The organism is Flavivirga rizhaonensis (assembly GCF_004791695.1).
Lineage (GTDB): Bacteria > Bacteroidota > Bacteroidia > Flavobacteriales > Flavobacteriaceae > Flavivirga > Flavivirga rizhaonensis.
On record NZ_SRSO01000001.1, the window covers coordinates 413,402 to 434,586 of the forward strand.

Consider the following 21,185-nt stretch of genomic DNA (forward strand, 5'->3'; position numbering starts at 1 on the left):
ATGTCCAAAACTAATTTTGTCGCATGTATTGTTTTAATTCTAGTAATAAAATTAAATGCTCAAAAGAAATTTTTAGAAACACAATATGCCATAAATGATCTTCATTTTTGTTCAAAAAATGGCGAGATAGTGTATGCAAATGATACAACACTCTATTTTGTGGACTATAAGACTTTAAAGATCAAAGATTCTATTGCACTTATTAATAATAAAACCAAGTTTATTAGCAGTTTTCAATACTTGGATACTCCTCAACCTCTTATCATAATTAAAACAAAAACAAAGCAGAAATACTATCAAAATTATTTTGAGTATCCAGAGGATTCAACTTACTTTTTTAGTCGTACACAGAATAAAATAATTAATAAATTTTCAGGAAATATTTATGCTTCATTTAATGAGGAAAATCCTTCTATTGCGGTTGTTGGCTACAATGAATACAATGATTATAAGGATGATTATGGCAATGTAAACAAATCACCTTTAATTGGGAAATTAGAGTCTTTTCCAAATCGTGTTGTGGTGGAATCGAGCGGAACAATACGAAAGATTCAGGTGAGTAATAGTGGTACAAGAGTTGCTATTATTTATCAAAAATATTTTGGAAAAGGTGACCCTTATGATCATATACTGGAAATAAGAGATTTACCAAGTTTAGATATAGTCACTTCGAAAAAAATAAAGGATAAAACAATTAGTATTAGCTTTTCTAGCAATGATGAACATGTTGTTCTTAAGAAAGATGCAAATTCTACGTATACTGATTTTTCATTATCAGAAGAAGAATACTTTAAAATTTATTTTACTTCAACGCTAGAAGAAGTTTCTGAAATACCTAAGGATTTAAAAGTAAAAGAAGCTGTAAGAAATGGAACTGTTTGGAAGCGTATTAAAACCGAGGTGATAAATGTGGATTTTAATTCAAAGCAAAGAATCCATAAAATTTGGCCTAACCTTACTCCTTTTTCCATAATAGATGGCTTTAAAGTAATAGATGATGAAATTATATTATTGTATGGTAATATGGGATATGGTTATTCTGGTGAGAAAAATGGAATCATAAAGTATGGGTTAAAGAATGAAGCTGTTTTTTCTGAGATTAAGAACGTTAGTGAAAGAGATACTTTATATAATCCATTGGATGTAAGAATAATGGATAACAAAACTTCTGTTTATGGAGTAACCTATAACTCTAAAAGTAATTTACTCTTAATAAAAGATCAGCCTAGTTATGAGTTATCGGGATTTCAGATTTGGTCTGCATTAGATAAGAAAAAGTTTTATGATGTTGAATTTCCTAAGAAGGTAAATCCGTTCATGGATAATGAAGGAGAAACGTGTTTAATATTCGAAGAATATGAAGGTACAGGTTTTCGAGAATTTAAGATGAAGGTGTTGGATATAAAGACAGGAATAGCCAAAGTCAAGTTGTTTGAAGATTCAGAATTCGATGGTTTAAGTGCAAAATGCCATAATTTAAGATCTAAATCTAATGAATGGATATGCAGTGATGGACGCTCCAAGTTTTGGAGAGTGGATATAAAAGACTTTACAATTCAGTTACTGAATGATTTATCAAATGACAAATACTATAGGGCTGATGTTGAATCTTTTAGACCTATACCTGATAGTGACAAAGTTCTTATTGCGCTAAACAGTGTAAACGTAGCTCCAAATCATAGTGTCACTGAATCTCATTTTGAAGGTTATAAAATATTCAATCCTAATAATTTATTGGTTCAAGATTTACCTGCGCTGAACAAAGCAACAGATGTATTTCCATTAAATAAGAATAAAATAGTTTTTAAAAATGGTACTAGTTTGAAGCTATATGATGTGACTACAAATAATGTTACACCAATAACAAAGATTGCAGATAATAATAGAATTGCTGATGTACTTTTACTAGACAATAAAGCGGAGATTGTAATGGACAAGAAAGATAGTCTCGTAGATAGTTTACAAATATTATCTTACGATTACGGCACTAAAAAAGTTATTGCAAACTATAAAATACCAAGCTCCAAAGGCTTATTCAAAAACTTTGAGGGCTTAAATTATTACAGTTACGATTCTTATTATACTTATAATCATAAGTTAAGAGCCAAAGTAGAATGGAATAGCCAAAAACCTAAGTATACACAATCACACGATTTAAATATTAATAGCGATGGAAAACTTCTCTATAGAGATGAGTGGTTAATTAATTTAAAAGATTTGGAAGTAGAACAACAACTATTGAGTTATACAAAAAACACCTTGTTAGAAAATGATGAAATCGTATTGTTAAATACTGATAAATACGGTGCTAAAGATTATAAATTTAGAATTGTAAATACAAAAAACACCGATTCCATTCTTTGGAAAAGTAAAACAGTTCGAATGGATTTTGGAGATAGACCAAGCTCTAGAGTGTGGACAAAAGACAAGAATTTTGTTCTTTTTTACAATTCATTCCAAACCACAGACAGTCAAACCATCTATTTATTAGATGTAAAAAATAGAGAATTAAACAGTAAAAAAATCAATTTTAAAATTAAGAAAGCCTGTTTTGCAGAAGATGCTCGTCAAGTTGTATTGACTTCGCATTCAGATATCATGCAAAAGAATAGTAATAGCGTTTTTTATAGTATTGAAGGTCTAAAGAAGATAAGAGAAATAAATACAGATTATGATGATGAGGTAGATTCAAACAACTATATCTTTACTGATTTTGAATTTCTTCTTCATTACAGTCTGGTTGATGATAAGATTGAAAAAGAGAAATCCTATTATGCCAGACGTCGATTAAGAACATCAAAATACTTAAAAGAGAAGAACTTGTTGGTCGCTGGTACCGACAAAGGTTCTCTGGTGTTTTGGAATATTGATAATAGCTCACCAAAGCATATAGAAAAGGTTTCTGACTCAGAGATAATAAAAATTGTTGAAGTAAATAATTCGTTATATGTACTAAGTAAAGACTCAGAGATTAGTGTCGTTAATCTCGATAATTTAAGCTTAGAAGTGTCATGTAAGATCTTTGAAAATGATAAACAAATAAGAATAGCTTGGTTAACACCAGAGGGTTATTTTAAAGCGAACAAATCTGATATAAGAAATTTTCATTTTGTAAAAAATGGCAAGGCATTTCCTCTAATTGATTATGAAATATACCTCAATCGCCCAGATATCATAATGCAAAAGCTCGGTTTTACATCTTCTAAATCATACGAGCTATATAAAAATGCATATTTAAAGCGCCTTACTAGAAATGGATACGACGAAAATACTGATATTTTTAATCTAGATAGACCAAAATTAAAACTTCGGAATAGGGCTCAAATCCCAATTCTGTCCGAACAGAAACAATTAAATTTAGCTATTGAAAACACATCAAATGCTGAGGAATTGATAGTTTATATCAATGGTGTTCCTACTAATAAAGAAGTTGTTAAGGATAAACATAAATTAAACACCTTAATTGAATTAAACAGTGGTATTAATCGAATTTCTATTTTAACTAAGAATGAAAGTGGCAAGGAATCAGAACCAGTTTCTTTTGAAGTTACAAGTACTGCACCGCGAACTGAATCTAAACTGTATTATATAGGTATAGGCGTTTCTAAATACCAAGATAGTACAATGAATCTGAGGTATGCAGATAAAGATGTAGAAAGAATAAGTAAGGTATTAACTTCTAAGTATGAGAATAGATCTTATATAAAAACCTTGCTCAACGAAGGGGTAAACAAGACTTCTGTCTCTGAGTTAAAGACCATATTACAAAGTACAGATATTGATGACACAGTAATTGTTTCATTCTCAGGCCATGGTCTTATAGGAAAAGACAAAGATTTTTACTTTGCCTCATACGATATAGATTTTAACAATCCAGAGGAGAAAGGAATTTCTTATACAGACATACAGAGTCTTTTAACCGATATTCCGGCGCGCAGAAAGTTATTGTTAATAGATGCTTGTCATAGTGGAGAACTAGATACAACTAATGATAAAATGACTCCAGAGACTAAAGTGGTTAAGCATGTTCCTAAAGGTGCAAAAGGGAGTAAGGCAAAAAATAAAACCGCTAAAAATGAAGAATCATTTAAGTTAATGCAAACTTTGTTTTATGATATTGATAGAGGTAATGGCTCTTATGTAATATCTGCAGCTGGTGGCTCAGAGTTTGCATACGAAAATGAAAAATGGAAAAATGGGGTTTTTACTTACAGTTTCATTAATGCTTTATATGAATTAAGCTACGACACTTGGAAAGGCGAACAAGGTATTAGAATATCAAAGTTAAAAGACTATGTTTATAAAAGTGTTGTAGAATTGACCAACAATCAACAACGGCCAACATCTAGGGCAGAAAATTTAGAATGGGATTGGGTTTTGGAGTAGTAATGTGAGTTTATAAATTTCGCATTATTTTTTTTATCAATTCCTCTCTCGTTTTGGCTGAGACTTTATATCTTAATTCCTTGCCCTTGCATTTGGTTTTATAGCTCAAAGTAATTTGGGTTTCCTCTTGCTTGTAGGTGCCAGTTATTTTACAACCGTTTGAGTATTTGTTTGCGTCCACCCAAATAACTTCATAATCTTTAGTAGATAATGAATTTAATTCTTTATCTAATAAAACAGATAATTCTAAATTGTCTTCCAACTCGTAAGTATTTAATAGATTACTTCTCACATAAACTTGTTTTGGCTCATTAATAACTATTTTACCTTGGTCGTCAGAATTTAAGATGCCGATATCAAAAGAACCTGATTTTGGAAATAAAACCAAAGGCTCTTGTATGCCGCCGATATCTTCTGCTAATCTAGGAACTTCATCTTTAGCATAGTTGAATAGAGTGCTAACGTCTACTTTTGAATTTTCTTTTAAAGCTACGCCAGACATGCCTTTTAACAATGTATAGGTTAATAATCCTTGGCCATATTTGCTGGCTTCGTAACTAACTTGATTAGCAGCGGAACCAGAAATTACAAACATACCCGTCCTGTCTTTCATCCTATCTATAGCTTTTATCTGGTCAGAGTCTATATCCCGCTTTGTCACTAAATTTTCTACCGCTTGTCCTGAGCCACAGGCATCTATAACCATTACTATTTTATTAGCAGGTATTTTTTTAATAAGTTCTACCCATTCGTTGGTAGATATGGTGGTACTTTTTCTCAAAGCTTCATCATTATAAGCTTCTTTATTGGTGAAACGGGCATCTTCTGTAAGGAAGTAGAAATCTGAAATGTTGTTGTTATCTGACCAGTTAATTCCATGCCCACTCATATATACCATAAAAACATCTTCTGCTTTAGATTTCTTAGCAATTTTCTCTACAGCTTCTTTAATGATTTCTTTTCTTGGTCGTTGGTCTATATTTGTAGCTAATTTGATAATATGTGTTTCTTTAAAGAGGTTTTTTGTGGTTAATTGCAATGCATTTTCCATAGCATCGATATCGATTACAGGATATTTTAAATCAATATCATCACCTACATAATCACTTACACCTATTAAGAGAGCATGAAAACTAGGTGTTTTAGTTTTCTTCGTTCTAATAGCTTTAGCTTTAGCTCCTCTACTGGTAACATCACCTTTTTTGTTTTTAACTTTAACCTCGTATGTGTTTTCGCCATTTATAGTTTGGTTTTCATAATTTGTGATATCAAAATAAATAGTTTGTTTGTTTAAGGTTTCATCAAAGTTTTTAGGTCTTGCGTCTTGTATAATTTCCTTACCGTTTAAATAGATATTTACATCTCCATAACCGCCCTCACGTTTGGTTAAATAAATGGGTAACATGTTATTTTCTATTTCACCTACTACGACTTCAGGATACAGTTCTACCCCGTCTTTTTTAATGTCAGCATTCCCTAAATATTCATCATTCATCACCTTTTTCCATAAACCAGGTGTATAATACTTATTTTTTAGTTGACTGAATTCTATCACCTCCAGTCCCTTTGTCCAATACATCAATTCCATAGCTTCAGGTGAGGCGTCAAATAAACCAGTAGGGTGTATATGCACCCATTTGTTATTGCCAAAAAAATAAGATTTAATTAGTTGATTACCTGACCTAATATCCCAAAATATCAAAGAGCCATTTCTTGAGCCTGAAATTAATTTTGTGTCATTTGTGCCCAATGAGACCGCCCTAACCATATCTGAGTGGCCATTTTTGTTGAACAATAGTTTGCCCGTTTCTGCATTCCAAATTTGTATCGTACCTTCTCTAAACCAAGAGACTATTTTTTTGCCTCCTGTACTAAATGATGAACTCCCAATATTAGTAGTGTCTTCTTTAAAAATTTGCGAAACCTCATTGGTTTTGGGATTCCATATTTTTACATACTTTCCAATTAATATACCTATTTCTTCTCCATTGGGGATAAATTTTATATCCTGAATCCAAGAATTAGGCATATAAAGGCTGTCGAGTAAAGCCATTGTTTTTGCATCCCTTATAGTTGTCGCTTTTCTTGACGTTGTAATGACTTTATTTCCTTCGGGATTAAAACTTGCTGCAATAATTTCAGTTTCCTGCATTTCATCTAAACTTGTATCAGGTAGTCGTGGTGTGCTTTTAAGTAAATCACCAGAATTAGTGTCCCAAATTTTAACAGATTTATGATATGATCCTGTAACTATTTTATTGCCATCAGGACTAAAACTGGCGCACTTAAACCGAAAATCGGGTTCATTTAATGTTTTAGATAATTGACCGGTTTTAACATTCCAAATTTTGACTATCTTATTTGAAACCGATAATAATTTATTATTGTCATTATTGAATTTTATCGATCGGACATAATGCTGATTTTCTAGAGTGTGAATTAATTTACCTGATTGAAAATCTAGAATCCTAATAGAACTACTTCCTTGTGCTACTGCTACATATTTCTCATTTGGGCTAAGTGCAATATCACTTATAAAACGAGCATGGTTTTCTAAATTACATATTAATTTACCTGATTCTGCATTCCATATTTTTGCTGTTTGTGCAGATACTGTAACTATTTTTTTTCCATTAGGACTAAACTCAGCATAATCATAATAAAAATATCTTTTATTTATTTTTAGACTATCTAATAATTTTCCACTTTTAGCGTCTATAATATGAGCGACGTCTTTATTTCGATAAGTAGCAATAATTTTTTTGCCATTAGGGCTAAAATTGAGGGATTTCGTACACCTTTTAAAGTCAGGTTTATATTCTCCCGTTTTGAGGTTAATAAATCTTGTTTTTAGTTTAACATCATTGTCAGATATTGTTATTAGTAGTTCTTCTTCAGGGCTAAATAAAGGATATCCTGGGATATCATAATTCATGCTTATGCTTTTTATTAGTTCTCCAGTCTCAGCATTCCATATCTTCATCGACTTTTTTGATGTAGTGATTATTTTTTTACCATCTAAACTGAATAGTGCTGAGTTGATGCTCTCTGTATGGCCCATAAGGTCGTGCAATAATTTTCCGGAGTTAGCATCCCAGATTTTTGCCATTAACTCTGTTGTTGTTATTATTTTACTTCCATCAGTATTATAAAATGCTGATTTAATACTATTTTTATGACCGACTAGTCGATGAATCATTTCACCTGTACTAGTATCCAAAATTTTAATTATGGAATCATTTTTTATAAAAGAAACTATTCTTGTTCCATCTGGATTAAATGGATTGGAAATATAGCCTTGTTGGGTATAAGGCATTGAAAACTCATAATTTGCCTCAAGATTACAGATTAATTTACCAGTCTTTGCATCCCAAATTTTAGTTGTATATCTGCGTGGTTTGGGTAATGTGTAACCACTGAGTGTAGCTATTTTGTTGCCATTAGGACTGTATATAGCATCTCTGTAGTTGTTATTTTCTTTTAAACTGAATAGATATTTACCAGTCTCTGAGTCCCAAACTTTAGCGTTTTTATCAAGTGCTATTGTAAGAACATATTTGTCGTCAGGGCTAAAAAAAGCTTTATTTACACCAGCGGTATGGCCTACAGGTAAACCCAACTTAAGTTCTTGTCCATTTAAGGCAAAAAAGGTTAATGAGATAATAATTAAAACATTGTTTTTCATAGTTTTTCTTTATTCTATTCAAACAACACAAAAGCGGCCCATTTTTCAGGATATTTTCTATATTTTTCCATCATTACAGATTGGGCTTCTTTAAATGCTTTTTTAGGATTATTAATTGCTTTCCATTTGGTGTAAAACAAATCCATAAACTCAGCAGTTTCTTTATCTGATACTTCCCATAAAGTCATAATTATGATATTTACTCCTGCCATTTTAAAGGCGCGTTGCAGGCCATAAACACCCTCAGAGCTTGGAATATCACCCAAACCAGTTTCACAAGCTGATAGAATAACAATATCTGTTTTCTTTAAATCTAGGTTAGAAATTTCTAAAGCAGTTAAGATACCGTCTTCTTCCTCATAAGGATTATTACCATGCTTCCATGCATAATTGGCATTAGCTAATATAAGACCAGAACGTAATAAGGGATTTTCAGCATGAACATAAGGTTTCTCTTCACCTAGGATTCTCTTGTCTTTTTTCTTCTCTAAATCTGGAAAGAAATACCCATGTGTTGCGATATGAAGCACAGAAGGACTATTGCCACTTAAGTTTTTAAAAGCTGTTTCAGTAGCCTCTTTACCATTTAAAACCTTACTCTGAGGAATTAGCTCTTTTATTCTGTTTACTTCTTGTTTTGTGCCATTTAAATAAGACCATGAACCAGAACCAGAACTTCTTTTTATATTGTCTTCATTACCTAAGAGTAGTTCAGACTCCAAAATAGAAAATTGTTGAGCCTCATTGACGTTTTTATTACTATCTGGTGTGTAGGTGTAATCCACACCACCAATTAAAACAATGTCCTTTAAATTAGGTTGCTTATTATATTTTTTAATATCTGCCGTATTACCCATTTGGTTTAATTCATAGACCTCGCCCAGTAGTTTATTCTCTTCATTAGGTAATGCCGCAAAAGGTATTTTATGTAAGAAACCATCTGGTGAATAATAGATGGTTTTGGAGTCTTTGGTAAACTTTTCTAAGGGTTGCCAAACTAATTGGTAAATACTATCAGCAATCGAAGTTATCCTACTGCTTTTTGAACCTCTAGTTTTATAGAGTTGATTAGCTGAGGTTATTGAGTTAAAGTATTTTGTGAGTTGTTGCTCTTCAAATAAATCAATCACTTTTGGAGTCTCCCAATCTTTTTTATAAAGGTATGCCACGTAAATGGTACTATCTGTTCGTGTTTTATTGTAAATATCAAAATATGTAAACTCTATGGCAAGTTCATCACCTTTCAGTTTTGTTTGTTTGTAATCTTTTACGTAATTAACGTCTTCACCAAAATTTTGAGTATATAGGTTAACGATTTCACGTTCTAAAGTTTCTAAATTGCTTTGCTCTTTATTAAAACTTGTTACTCTACTTGCTATTGGAAGCTGTAATTGTTTATTTAAATAGGTTTCCTTACTTCTAAATGCAGTTACTTTTTTATTAATGGTTGTATCATTTAACTTTTCAAGTTGATTGAGTATGTTTTTGGTAGCATTCAGTAGCAAGTTTTTAGTTGTTAATATATTATTAGTGGCTAAACTTATAGTTTCTGGGTAGCTATTGTTTGTTAGATAATTAAAATTTGAAGTAATGCTTAAGTTGTAATCTAATTTATTTCTAATAAATTTTTCTTTCTCCTCTCTTGTTTGATAGGCGAAATTTTTTTTGATTTGGCTTTGGGTGTGAATATTTGCTTCTATTAATAAAGGTAAAACTTTACTGTATTGTCTCTTTTTTTGATACAAACTAATTAAGTTATTTAAAGAAATTATATAATTTGAATGTTCTTTGCCAAGAGACCTTTTTGTGTTTTCCAATACTTCAATGTACATAGACAATGCTTTATCGTTTTGCTCCATGGACTCATATACTAATGCCAAGTTATTTAAACTTTTTCCATATGACGGATGTTCTTTTCCCAAAGACTTTTTAGAGTTTTTTAATCCTTCTTGCAACATGGATAAAGCAATTGAGTATTGTTCAATAGATTCATATGCTAGAGCTAGATTATTTAATCTGATTCCATAGGATGGATGTTCTTTTCCAAGTGTCTTCTCGGAAACCTCTAGTGATTCATGATATAAAGTTAAAGCTTTATTAAATTGCCCTATTGACTTATATAATAATGCTAAGTTATTTATTGTTATTATGTAAGTAGGATGATTTTTACCCAAGGTTTTTTGTTGATTTTCCAAAGCTTTTTGATATAAAGGCATCGCTTTTTCATATTGTCCAATTTCTTGATAAAAGTTAGCTAGGTTATTTAATCTCTTTCCATATGAGGAATGGTTTTTGCCAAGAGTTTTTTTTATATTTTCTAATGCCTCAAGAAGTAAGGGTAAAGCCTTGCTATATTCCCCAATATATTGATACAAATTTGCCAAATTATTTAGGCTAATACCATAAGAAGAGTGGTCTTTTCCAATAGTAATTTCGGTAATTTTCAACGCTTCTAGATATAATGATAAGGCTTTATCATATTCCCCTATAATTTGATACAAGTTGGCTAAATTATTTAATGATGTTCCATAAGAAGAATGATCTTTACCAAGTGTTTTTTCCGTGTTTTCTAATGATTCCTTGTAAAGAGGCATAGCTTTGTCAAATTGCCCAGTTTTTTCATACAATAGAGCTAAGTTGTTTAAGAAGATGCCATAAGCGGAATTTTCTTTACCAAGACTTTTACTAATATTTGTTAACGCTTGTTTAGAATAGAACAAAGCTTTGTTAAGTTGTCCTCTTGACATATAAAAAAGTGCCAAGTCATTTAAGCAAATTCCATATTTTGAATGCTCTTTTCCAAATATTTGTTCAGTTTTTTCTAACGATTTTAGATGTAATGGCAATGCTAAATTATATTTATCAGTAGATTCGTATAAAGAAGCTAAATTGCTTAAAAAAACACAATAATATTGATGAGTATCACTGTAGTAACCTTTAAATTGTCTGATAACTTCCTTATAGGTTGTTATGGCTAAATCATAACTTTCTTTTTCCTTATATTCTTTTGCCTTATTATATAGACTTAGAATCTCTTGGAATTCTTCAGTATTTTCATCTATCTCTATTTGTTGACTATAACTAGTAACAAAAAATAAAAAAGACAATATGGTGAATGAAAATCTTTTCATAAAATAGGATTACTCAAATAACACAAAAGCTGCCCATTTTTCTGGGTGGTCTTTATATTTAGTTGACATTTCTAATTGGGTATTTCTAAAAGCTTCCCTTACTTCTTTTCCTTTAGAACCAAACTTGTAAGCGACATAAATATTAATAATACCATAACCTTTTTCATAATCTTACTCTTTACTACTTACAATCTCATATACAAATTCAGTACTATAGCCATCAATTTTCCCTGTTCTTCTATTCCCAGTGTTTCCACGAGTTTGTGTATAAGATTCTCCGAGAAAATCTTCTAAGGGATTATTACTACCTGGACCTCGAGTTACAACTGGTCCTCTGGTTTTTATTGTAGGAGTGAAATTAATAGGTTTTGATGTGGCGAAACCTTTTAGAATAAGGGTTTCGTAAGGCTCTCCAAACTGAAAATAACAGGTTTCAAAAACCATGATTTTACCAGGTGGGATCAAGCGTTCATTATCATTTAAGGAACATTCCGAATTTGGCATAAATGGGACGATTTCACCTTTGGAGTTAATCTCAATGATACTAAAATAGATAGGTTTTTCACTTTTATTGGTAACTTCTAAGAATACCACATCATCTTCTGTATTTACTTTAAATTTTCCTGCTTCATCAGTAAAAGCGTTCTCTTCTACAAAATCTATTTCATCGGTTTCAGCATTATATTTACCTGGTAGTAAACGAAATTCAAACTCATAATCATAATTCTTAAGACTTAAATTTTTAAGGTATGATCCTTGTGCGTAATTAAATATCGTATTGGTAATATCCTTGAAATTATAATCACCATCTATTTTAGTTTGCTTATAAATGGTCTCTTCACTATTCAAAGACGTTTTTTGCCCACTAATAGTAAGAATAGCAATTGTATTGTCAGATTCTGCGATTATGAGATTTGCTTCTAATGTATCCTTAACGATGGCTCCAACTTTCTTCTCATTTAAGAAGGCCTCAAGTTCCTTTTTTACGGATTTTGATTTTACAGACTTATCGATATAAAGATTCATTTTAATATCTCCATATGATAATTCATCTATAAACACCCAATATCCCTTTTCATTTGTTGTTTTTAAAGGTGAATCTAATTTTATAATAGCTTCATTAAAATAGGCTTTTGTGATTTTACCTTTGGTGATTATTTTACTCTCATCCACTTTGGTAGTTCCTGCTGGCAATATTTTAATGGTGGTCTCTTCAAACAGTCGTTGTAATTTACCTGCATTAATTCTAATAATGTCTGGTCTAGACACCTTTGACACTTGGAAATAGGGTTGTTGTTTTACATACTCTCCTCCAAATAGTTTATAATCCACATCTCCTTCTATAGTAGGTGTTTGATTTGGAGAAATCACATTCATATTAGCAGCAATAGATGAGAATAACTTTCTATAAGTGACATTAGAGCCTAATTCGCTCATGGCTTTATTAAAAGCAAAGCTTAAAGATCCATAGCCTTCGTATTCGTAGTTAAGCTCATCTGCTGATGCTCCAGAAATCATAACAAATGGAGAGGCGTTAGGACTAGCTTTAGTGGGTTCCATAAGTCCGCTCCCTGATTTATTTGTTTTAGAATTTGGCATCCAGCCAGGTGGTGCAAAAGTTGCTCTGCCACCACGTGCTTTTCCACCTCTTGTTGCAGAACCAGAATGGCAGCTATCTAACAAGATTAATAATTGACCGCTTTTACCCAAAGTATTTCTAAAATTAGCAATGATATTACCTAATTCGTCATCTCTAATATGGTTTTGACCTTCATATCTTCCAGGAAGATATTCTGCAAAAGCATCATAAGGAATTATAGATTCATCTTTACCATCTATTTCTTCTCCATTGTCGTCAAATATCTGTTGACCATGAGCTGAATAGTGAATTACCACTATATCTCCTAGTTTAATTTTAGATTGTAAATCTACAATCGCTTTTAATATTCCTGATCTAGTTGCTTGTTCATTCTTCAAAACCATGATATTATCTTCTTTAAAACCCTGGTTTAATAAGACATTTTTAATTAGTGGTATATCGTTAACAGAACTAATAGAAGACCACCCCGTTTTTGTAGGATAATCACCAACAGCTATTATGAGACTATATTTTTCTGCAATAGCATTTAAACTAAATAGCAGCATTAGCGTAAGTAATATTACTTTTTTCATTTTTGAATGTTTTTTAAAATTAGTTTAAGTCAAATAAGCTGAAGGAGATACCAAAGTAGTATCCGAAATCATACACACTTCTGGTGAAGTTTTCTACATTAGTAAATGATGTTGAGTCACCAACAGACAGCCCATTGGTCAATTGTTGTACCGGTCCGTAGGCTAAACCACCAGATAGTGATAAACGGCTCTTACTACCAAAAAACATAGATGGTCCAAAAAGGAAATTAACACCTTCTATGCTATCATTTGACGATATAGGGATAGATAGACCAAAGCTTCCACCAAGGTTAAAGTTTTCTCCCATGAATGGGTAAAAATTAATCATGGTACTTAGATTTGGTACAAAGAAATCGTTTTTATCTGCTCCTATTATACCATTGTCTAAATAGAATTTGTTGGAGTTAGAACCAAAATTATTTAGCGTCATGGCAACACTTGTATTGATTTTAAACCCTCCCTTAGAAATTAATTTTATATTTCTTGTTTTTAAGGTTGTCTGCGAATCGTCTATATCTAGATTATTGGAGAACTCACTTTGGACAAATTTTAATTCAATATTTACTTTATCTGCAGATAATTCATAATCATATGTTTGTTCAAAGTTTGAAGCTTCAAGCGTCGCGTACAATGAACGTAGTTCTTCTAGATTCTCAAGACTTTGTGATGTTGATTGATTTAAATTAGACATCAATCGTTGTAAATCTGAAAGTGAAATATTGCGTGAGACCAATTCTCCTCTAGATATTTCTTCATTTTCAAATGACTTCTCAATATCATTAGACATTGCGTTGATGTTTCCTTCTAATTGTGATCGGCTATCTTTTATTAATTTTTCAACCTTCGCAAGGTATACATAGAAATTGTCTTTTGCACTAGGCAAGCGCACATCTACTTCTTTATCTGCTGTCTTTAGTAAATTTTTAAGAATAGTTTCTTTATCTAAATTTGGATTAAGCAGATTTGAAACCAACGTTGTTTTTAACGCAGATACATTAGTCATGGTGTTATTTAAATCTTCAAAATTACTACTTGCAGAGGCACTACCTCTAGTACCATTCTCTGATTTGAAAATTTTAGTGTCAGGAAGGTTAGATGTGTTTAAATTAATGTCATCATTAGTAAAGGATTTGATACCACTTAAAAGAGAACTGAAATTAAAACCTTGTCCTGCTACTAATAAGTCTTCTTCTTTTACATCCGTTTGTACTTGAACTGCAAAAGGATTTACATTTCTCAACTTAAGTTCAATTAAGCTATTCCGTTTTATTTTAGCATTATCTAAGGAGTCAGTAACCGTCCCATTTTTATCCAATTTCAAGTAATTAACCTCTTCAGTTTGGTAATCGTATGTTACTCTATATCGTTGTTGAGCCATAATGGCTTGAGATAATAATAATGTAAATACAAGTATAGAAATTGTTTTAATGTAATTTGTTTTCATAATTTTAATTTTTTTACTGTTCAATTTTCTAGTAAATATTGTCTTTAGATACACCACAATAATTCTAATCCTCTACGTCTTTAATTTCAATTTGGTTATTATCACCAAAGAGATTTTGTTGATTCTAAACCTAACTTACTAAATAGATATTAAATAATAACTTTATCTTGTGAATTAGTGATAAGAAGGAAATCACGGTAAATAGGATATTTTGATTTTTTATAAAAAATTTATTAATAGCATGTTAAAGTTATTCATTTTCATAGATTTAACAAGTAATATCTTATAATTTGTGTTAATTTTTATAACTATTTATTTACTCATAGAAAATCACTGTCTTTGAAGTTGGTCATATCTTAAAGACTTTACCGATATGTAGGTTTGCTCATCTAAGACTTTGAAGATGAGCAAATATGGAAAATTAACACATGTGTATTTCAAATGTGACTTACCACATTGTTTTCACTCCAAAATGCCATTTCCGTGTTCTGGAAGGGATAGTCGAGGCATTAGTTCAATATTATTTACAAGTAATCAGTACTTAGAAAAAGTCATTATTCAAGAAATGAATGTTTAAAAGGGATCACATTTACCTTGTTTTTTTGATATCTCCCAAGCTTTCAATATAGCAACTTATGGGAGTTCTCAAAATGAAAATAGTTATGAAGTTATTCATGCGTATTTAAATTTGAAACAGAAGCCTTATTGGGAGCCCTACTTTTAGGCACGAGGATACTTTGTTCTGTAAACTCTAATTAATGAGATAGTACCTTTTTAATTTATACTAAACCATTTTATATCAATTATAATTATTTATGTAATTTAAGGAAGTATTTTGATTTATTTTTAATTATTATGATAATATTTGTATCAAATTTGTACCAAAAATATATTAGGTCTTATGAATACTATTTATTTACTTTCTGTATCGGGAAATAGATTTGTTTTCTTTTAGTTGTAGAATGTCTTCCTTTGCTTGAGATTATAATTATAGGGCTTTTAATTTATCTTTACTTATATTTTCTTTACACCAAACTTACACCTCTTATGAAAGTACAATTAGAAAAGAGAGAACTAGCTTAGGCAAACTAGTGAATATTTTAAGTCTTCTTATTCAACTATTCATATTTTTCCTCTTAGATATCTCTTACTAAATTAAAAACGAGATCTTCTTATAAAAGAGGAACTCGTTTTTTGTCATCGAAAACTTTTTTAAGTTAGCTATGAGCACTTTTTTACTTAACCATTAAAGCTAAATAGTTTTCTGTTTTTATTATTGAACTACAATTCTTTTTGAAGTATTTCCTTTGTTAGTGGTGATTTCTACAAAATAAACATCTGTATTTACTTCAGACAGGTCTACCTTGTTTTGTTGACCCAGTGAAGATTTGATTTTTTGTCCTAGGCTATTGTAAACGGTTACATTCTCTAAGATTACTCCATCTTTAATTTTAATGTAAAAAGCATTTGATGTTGGATTTGGATATAAACTAATCTCAGAAGAAATGGCAAACTCTTCAGTGCTCAAAAGAGTATTGTTAATATCATATATTTCTACATGACCAGCAATTGAACCAGCTGATTCATTAGTAAAACCACCTATTGCTACTATTCCATTGTTTGATAAAGAAACACTAAATCCAAAATTATCTCCTAAAACATCACCTTCAATATCTGATCCTACCTGTACCCAATTACCTGACTGATTCTTATAAACTCTAGCTAAATTTCCAGTTTCTAAACCATTAGAATCTATAAAACCATTTGGGATACCTATTACAGCAAAGTTTCCATCTGGTGAAAGGTCTAAACCTGATCCGTTTCCTAATTGGCCTAACTCTATATCACCATTAATATCATTGCCTATTTGAATCCACTGATTTGTTGTGTTGTCAAAACCGTAAAATCTTGCCCTTCCTAGTGCATTCACCACTGGTGCTAAAGGAATTCCTATTCCTATTACCGTTCCATCATCAGAAATGCTAAAACCTCCAGATCCTAACTGTTCTTGTGATTCCATTCCAAGCACATCTTGTCCTACTTGTTCCCAGCTATCAGCAAAGAAGTCGTAATCAAACACTCGCAATCTTCCTTTACTATCTCCATCATTTCCAAAAGAAGTTACTGCTAATCTAGTGCCATCAGGAGTAATTGCATGATTAGATGTTCTATCATTTTCAGCTAATCCATTAATAGACTGGCCAATTTGTATCCAAGATCCTGATAAATTTTCGAATACTCTTACTTGACCTGCGTTTGTACCCGCATCACTATTAAATAAAGCGCCTACAGAAATAATACTACCGTCGCTAGATATATCAACATGATTACCAAAAGATTCATTAGGTGTAGAACCCAGAATATCTCCTCCAACTTGTACCCAAGTTCCTGATATATTTTCAAATACTCTTACACGACCTTCTGTTGAATCTGAAGCACTATCTATGTCATAATCAGGACTTGCTACAACAACAATATTTCCATTAGCAGATATAGCAACATCAGTTCCAGCATTTTCTAATTGCTGATCACCAGTTATATTTTGTCCCACTTGAGTCCATACATTAGCTATGTTTTCGTAAACACGTACCGCTCCAGTTTCTACACCACTATCATTTAAAACGCCCAGTGCCCCAACAGCTACAAAATTACCGTTAGCAGAAGTGCTTACAGCAAACCCTGAGAGCTCTCCAACTGCACCGTTAATATCATTACCTATTTGTACTTGCCCCAAGAGAGTTAAAGGTAGGCATAGTATTAAAATTAAAAATCTTTTCATAATTTGTTTATTTAAAATAATAATCTCAAGTCACTAATTCAATGAATTACTTTTTGATTACTTTATTGTTATATAAAACATTACCGTTCTCATCTATTACGTTTAGAAAATAAAGACCTGTACCGAAGTTTCTTAAATTAAGTGTACTTTTTCCTTTAAAATTTTCTTTTAGAACTACAGTACCTGAATTATCATAAACTATAATACTTGCTTTACTATCTTTTTTAATAGTAGTTCCTAAGTCTATAGTAATCTTATCTGAAGTCGGGTTAGGGTATATTAATCCTTTTACTTTAGTAGCTACCTCTTCTATGGATATACTTTGAGTCGCTCGTTTTTTTGTTTTCGCAGCTTTAACTTTAGTTTTGTTTGTTTCATTTTTACAGGCTGTCACTCCAAAAGACACTTCATAAGGAGCGCATGTTGGTCTAGAAATAGTTGCAGTATATATGTCTTCTGGCAAATTGGCAGATAAAGAGGTTCCGCTGTTAAGATTAAATGTAAAACCTAAAATTTCTACCTCAATAGGGATTAAGCTTGTACTTTTATTTGAGAATCGTATTTTTCTAGTTCCATTGTCATTACATCCCAAATCTTTTACAATAAAGTTATCTGCAAATACAGTAAATTTAGATGTGATCTTACATCCATTAGCATCTATGATATTTATCTCAAATGTACCTGGAAAAACACCAATATTTAGAGACCTATTGCTTGTAACAGTTGAGGCTTGTTGATTTGTAAATATATTTTTAATACTAAAATTAAATGGTGTTTGTCCTCCTTCTATTGTAGTATTAACACGACCACCATTACCACAATCGTTTATTGATTTTACTAAGCTTAACGATTGCCCAAAAGACTCGCAACTATTTTGTGCTTGAATATTAGTAGCATAAAAAGCTAATACTAAGATTAAGGCTTTACTTATTTGACTAATTTTTTTGCTAAGTAATCTTGTTTTCATTTTTTTCATTTTTTAAGGTTTAGAATTAAATAATTTAATTTGCTCAAAAGTAGTCTTTAACTTAAATTCCTGTTGAGTAAATACACCTTAAAAAAACTGTAATATTTCTCTATTTATATAGATATATTCTGTATTGTCTTGTTTTTTTCGGTTATCTAGCATTTTTACTTTCCTAAGTATACAGTAACATTATTTAATTACTTATTAAACTTTACTGTAAGAATAGTACTCTAGTATATCTGTTTTAAACTTATTAAACTTACAGATGTCTAGTTATATGAATAAAAAACTTTAAATATGGTATTATAAATTTGATTTTTGAGAAGTGTAAAAACTAATGGAACATTTTCTAGATTAAATTTTATTTATATAATCACTTAGTTTTACATTTTTAGGAACTTTCATTTTAGATCGTATTTTAGATCTATAGGTGTCTACACTATATACTGACAAGTTTAATTGAGCTGCTATTTGTTTTGAAGATAAATTTAAAAGTAGCATTTGAACAATATCCACTTCTTTAGGCGACAGATTTGGATAATCGTTTTTTAGATTTATTAAAAACTCACTATTATTCTCTTGAACCTTAGAATACATCTCTATTTTTGTCTTATTATACTTGATATCGTTATTTATATAGGTATGGATATTAGATAAAAGTGCTTTTAATTTTGGATCTACCTTGTATACTTCTGAAATTTTATTTTTTATATTTTCTAGAAGCAGATTCTTCTCTTTTATGTGAATAGAAAAAGTTGTGATCTGTCTTTTATTAAATTCTAAATTCTGTTTTAACTTATCTTGTTCTATTTTTTGTGTTCTCTTTTCATTTGTATAAAGTCGGCGTTGTTTAATAAAAACAATAACTGCTAGAAATAATAATAAAATAATGCAAATGATTAAGATGGTATTATACGTATTTTTTGTTTTATTTTTTTCGGATAAGTATTGATATTCGGTTTCCTTCTTTTCTAAATCTACTTTTACTTTTTCTAAATTAAACATGGTTTTAAAAAATTCTGCATTGTTAGAATTTTCTATTGCTAGGATACTATCTTTTATAATTATGTAATCATTTAAAATTTCATTGGATTTTTTATAATCTTTTAAATCGACATACAAGTCAGATAACATAAGTAATACAGTGCTTTTATGACCTAATCGTTCGTATTTGTCTATGTTATTAATTGTTTTTTCTAGTATATTAATTGCTTTTTTAGTTTCACCTAACTTATTAAAAATGATTGCTTTTTGATGCTCAGCGCTTAAAATGAAGGGAATACTATCTATACTACTGTTTTTTACAGACGTTATCGCTTTATTTACATATAATAAAGCGTTTTTATAGTCACTATTATTTAAGTGTATTCCACTAGTATAGTAATTTATATAGAACAAATGTTCTGGTTCATTTAGAGTATCTGGTAATTTATTTAAAAGCGATTGGGCCAATTCATATTTTCCAAATTCTGAATTGAGCGCAATCATATTTAACTGGTTAGAAACGATACCTTTATGATCACTAATATTTTCAAGTATACCCTCAACATCTTTTAAATAAGTGATCGCTTTTTTATAATCATTTTGCCTCATATAAATCTCTGCAATACAACTATATACTTGAGCTAGAGGTTTTTTGTCTTTCAGAGAATTTGCTAAGTCTTGTGCTGTATTTAAAAACTGTAAAGATTCTGAAAATCTTGATCTAATTGTGTAAAGAGTAGCTAAATTTGTTAAGTTTAGTATTTTTGATCTTGTGACAGTTTTTGTTTTCTGATATACAAAATTACCTAAAGAATAATATTCTAAAGCTTTCTTTTCATCGCTTAATGATTCGTAATTTTTTCCGATTAAATTATAGCAATATCCTAAATCTAAAATAGCATCTTCTGTTTCAAGTATCTCTACAGCTTTAAAAAGTAATTCATTTGACTCTCTATAGCTTGTTTTTTCTATAAATTCCTTTGCTTTTTCAATTAAAATTATCACTGAAGAATTAGTAGAAACTAACTCATCAATATTTTTATTTTGGTTTAAATTAAAAAGGACTGCACTAGAAATAACATTAGTCATTAAACCATTTACAGCTGGAGGTATACAAGAATCTAAAGTGTTATAGTTTCTGTTTGATTTTGAAAAAGCAAATTGAATTATAAGTATATATAATAAAAATGTATAACTTATTTTCATCTCGGGTGAAATTATTTAAAACAAAAATAAATGATATTGAAACATTTAACTAGTGTTTTATTGATGATTTTATGCGAATAAAAAAGGCAACCACTTTTAAAGTATTAAATTTCCATAGGAGGAATAGCTTTTTGAGAATCCAAATTTAATATTTTTTCGTCTAGCTTCTCCATTAAGGGAAGCTTTAATCATATTGAAGATATTTAGAAAGTTTACACCTCGTTTTCCTCTGTAGAGAAGTTCTTTTTTGTCATTACCGTCTGTTCTTCTTTTTTAAATGGTAATGACATTACTCAACATCATTTTGATTTCGTAAACTTTTCAAACAACATCCAACTAAAAGCAACTAAAGTGTTACACCTTGAAGTCTTCAACCCCAATGAATATGGTAATAATTACTTTCTGTATCAGCAAATAGACAGTAATTTTAT

8 protein-coding genes are annotated in these 21,185 nt (G+C 30.5%); 1 reads left to right on the top strand and 7 read right to left on the bottom strand.

All coding sequences use genetic code 11. The features are described 5' to 3' along the window. Window positions 1–4,386 (top strand): caspase family protein, encoded by a 4,386-nt coding sequence (locus EM932_RS01570; protein WP_135874765.1) that lies wholly within the window; start codon window positions 1–3, stop codon window positions 4,384–4,386. A 10-nt stretch (window positions 4,387–4,396) separates the two neighbouring features. On the opposite strand, the gene EM932_RS01575 is transcribed toward EM932_RS01570, so the two are convergent. From EM932_RS01575 to EM932_RS01605, 7 genes are all read right to left on the bottom strand, one after another. Continuing rightward, window positions 4,397–8,071 (bottom strand): WD40 domain-containing protein, encoded by a 3,675-nt coding sequence (locus EM932_RS01575; protein WP_135874767.1) that lies wholly within the window; start codon window positions 8,069–8,071, stop codon window positions 4,397–4,399. 14 nt (window positions 8,072–8,085) lie between these two features. Then, window positions 8,086–11,202, bottom strand: coding sequence for a CHAT domain-containing protein (locus EM932_RS01580; RefSeq protein ID WP_135874769.1), 3,117 nt, complete (start codon window positions 11,200–11,202; stop codon window positions 8,086–8,088). A 171-nt stretch (window positions 11,203–11,373) separates the two neighbouring features. Then, window positions 11,374–13,374 carry a caspase family protein gene (locus EM932_RS01585; protein WP_135874771.1) on the bottom strand — a complete coding sequence of 667 codons (2,001 nt, stop codon included), beginning with the start codon at window positions 13,372–13,374 and terminating at the stop codon, window positions 11,374–11,376. 19 nt (window positions 13,375–13,393) lie between these two features. After that, the gene (locus EM932_RS01590) at window positions 13,394–14,818 is read right to left on the bottom strand and encodes a hypothetical protein (protein ID WP_135874773.1); all 1,425 of its coding nucleotides are present in this window, start codon (window positions 14,816–14,818) and stop codon (window positions 13,394–13,396) included. Between the two features lie 1,273 nt (window positions 14,819–16,091). Beyond that, complete coding sequence (locus EM932_RS01595; protein WP_135874775.1) at window positions 16,092–17,597, bottom strand: T9SS type A sorting domain-containing protein; 1,506 nt, start codon at window positions 17,595–17,597, stop codon at window positions 16,092–16,094. Between the two features lie 46 nt (window positions 17,598–17,643). Further along, window positions 17,644–18,564 (bottom strand): T9SS type A sorting domain-containing protein, encoded by a 921-nt coding sequence (locus tag EM932_RS01600; RefSeq protein WP_170179691.1) that lies wholly within the window; start codon window positions 18,562–18,564, stop codon window positions 17,644–17,646. Window positions 18,565–18,918: 354 nt separating this feature from the next. After that, window positions 18,919–20,754 carry a tetratricopeptide repeat protein gene (locus EM932_RS01605; protein WP_135874779.1) on the bottom strand — a complete coding sequence of 612 codons (1,836 nt, stop codon included), beginning with the start codon at window positions 20,752–20,754 and terminating at the stop codon, window positions 18,919–18,921. Window positions 20,755–21,185 lie beyond the last annotated feature (431 nt).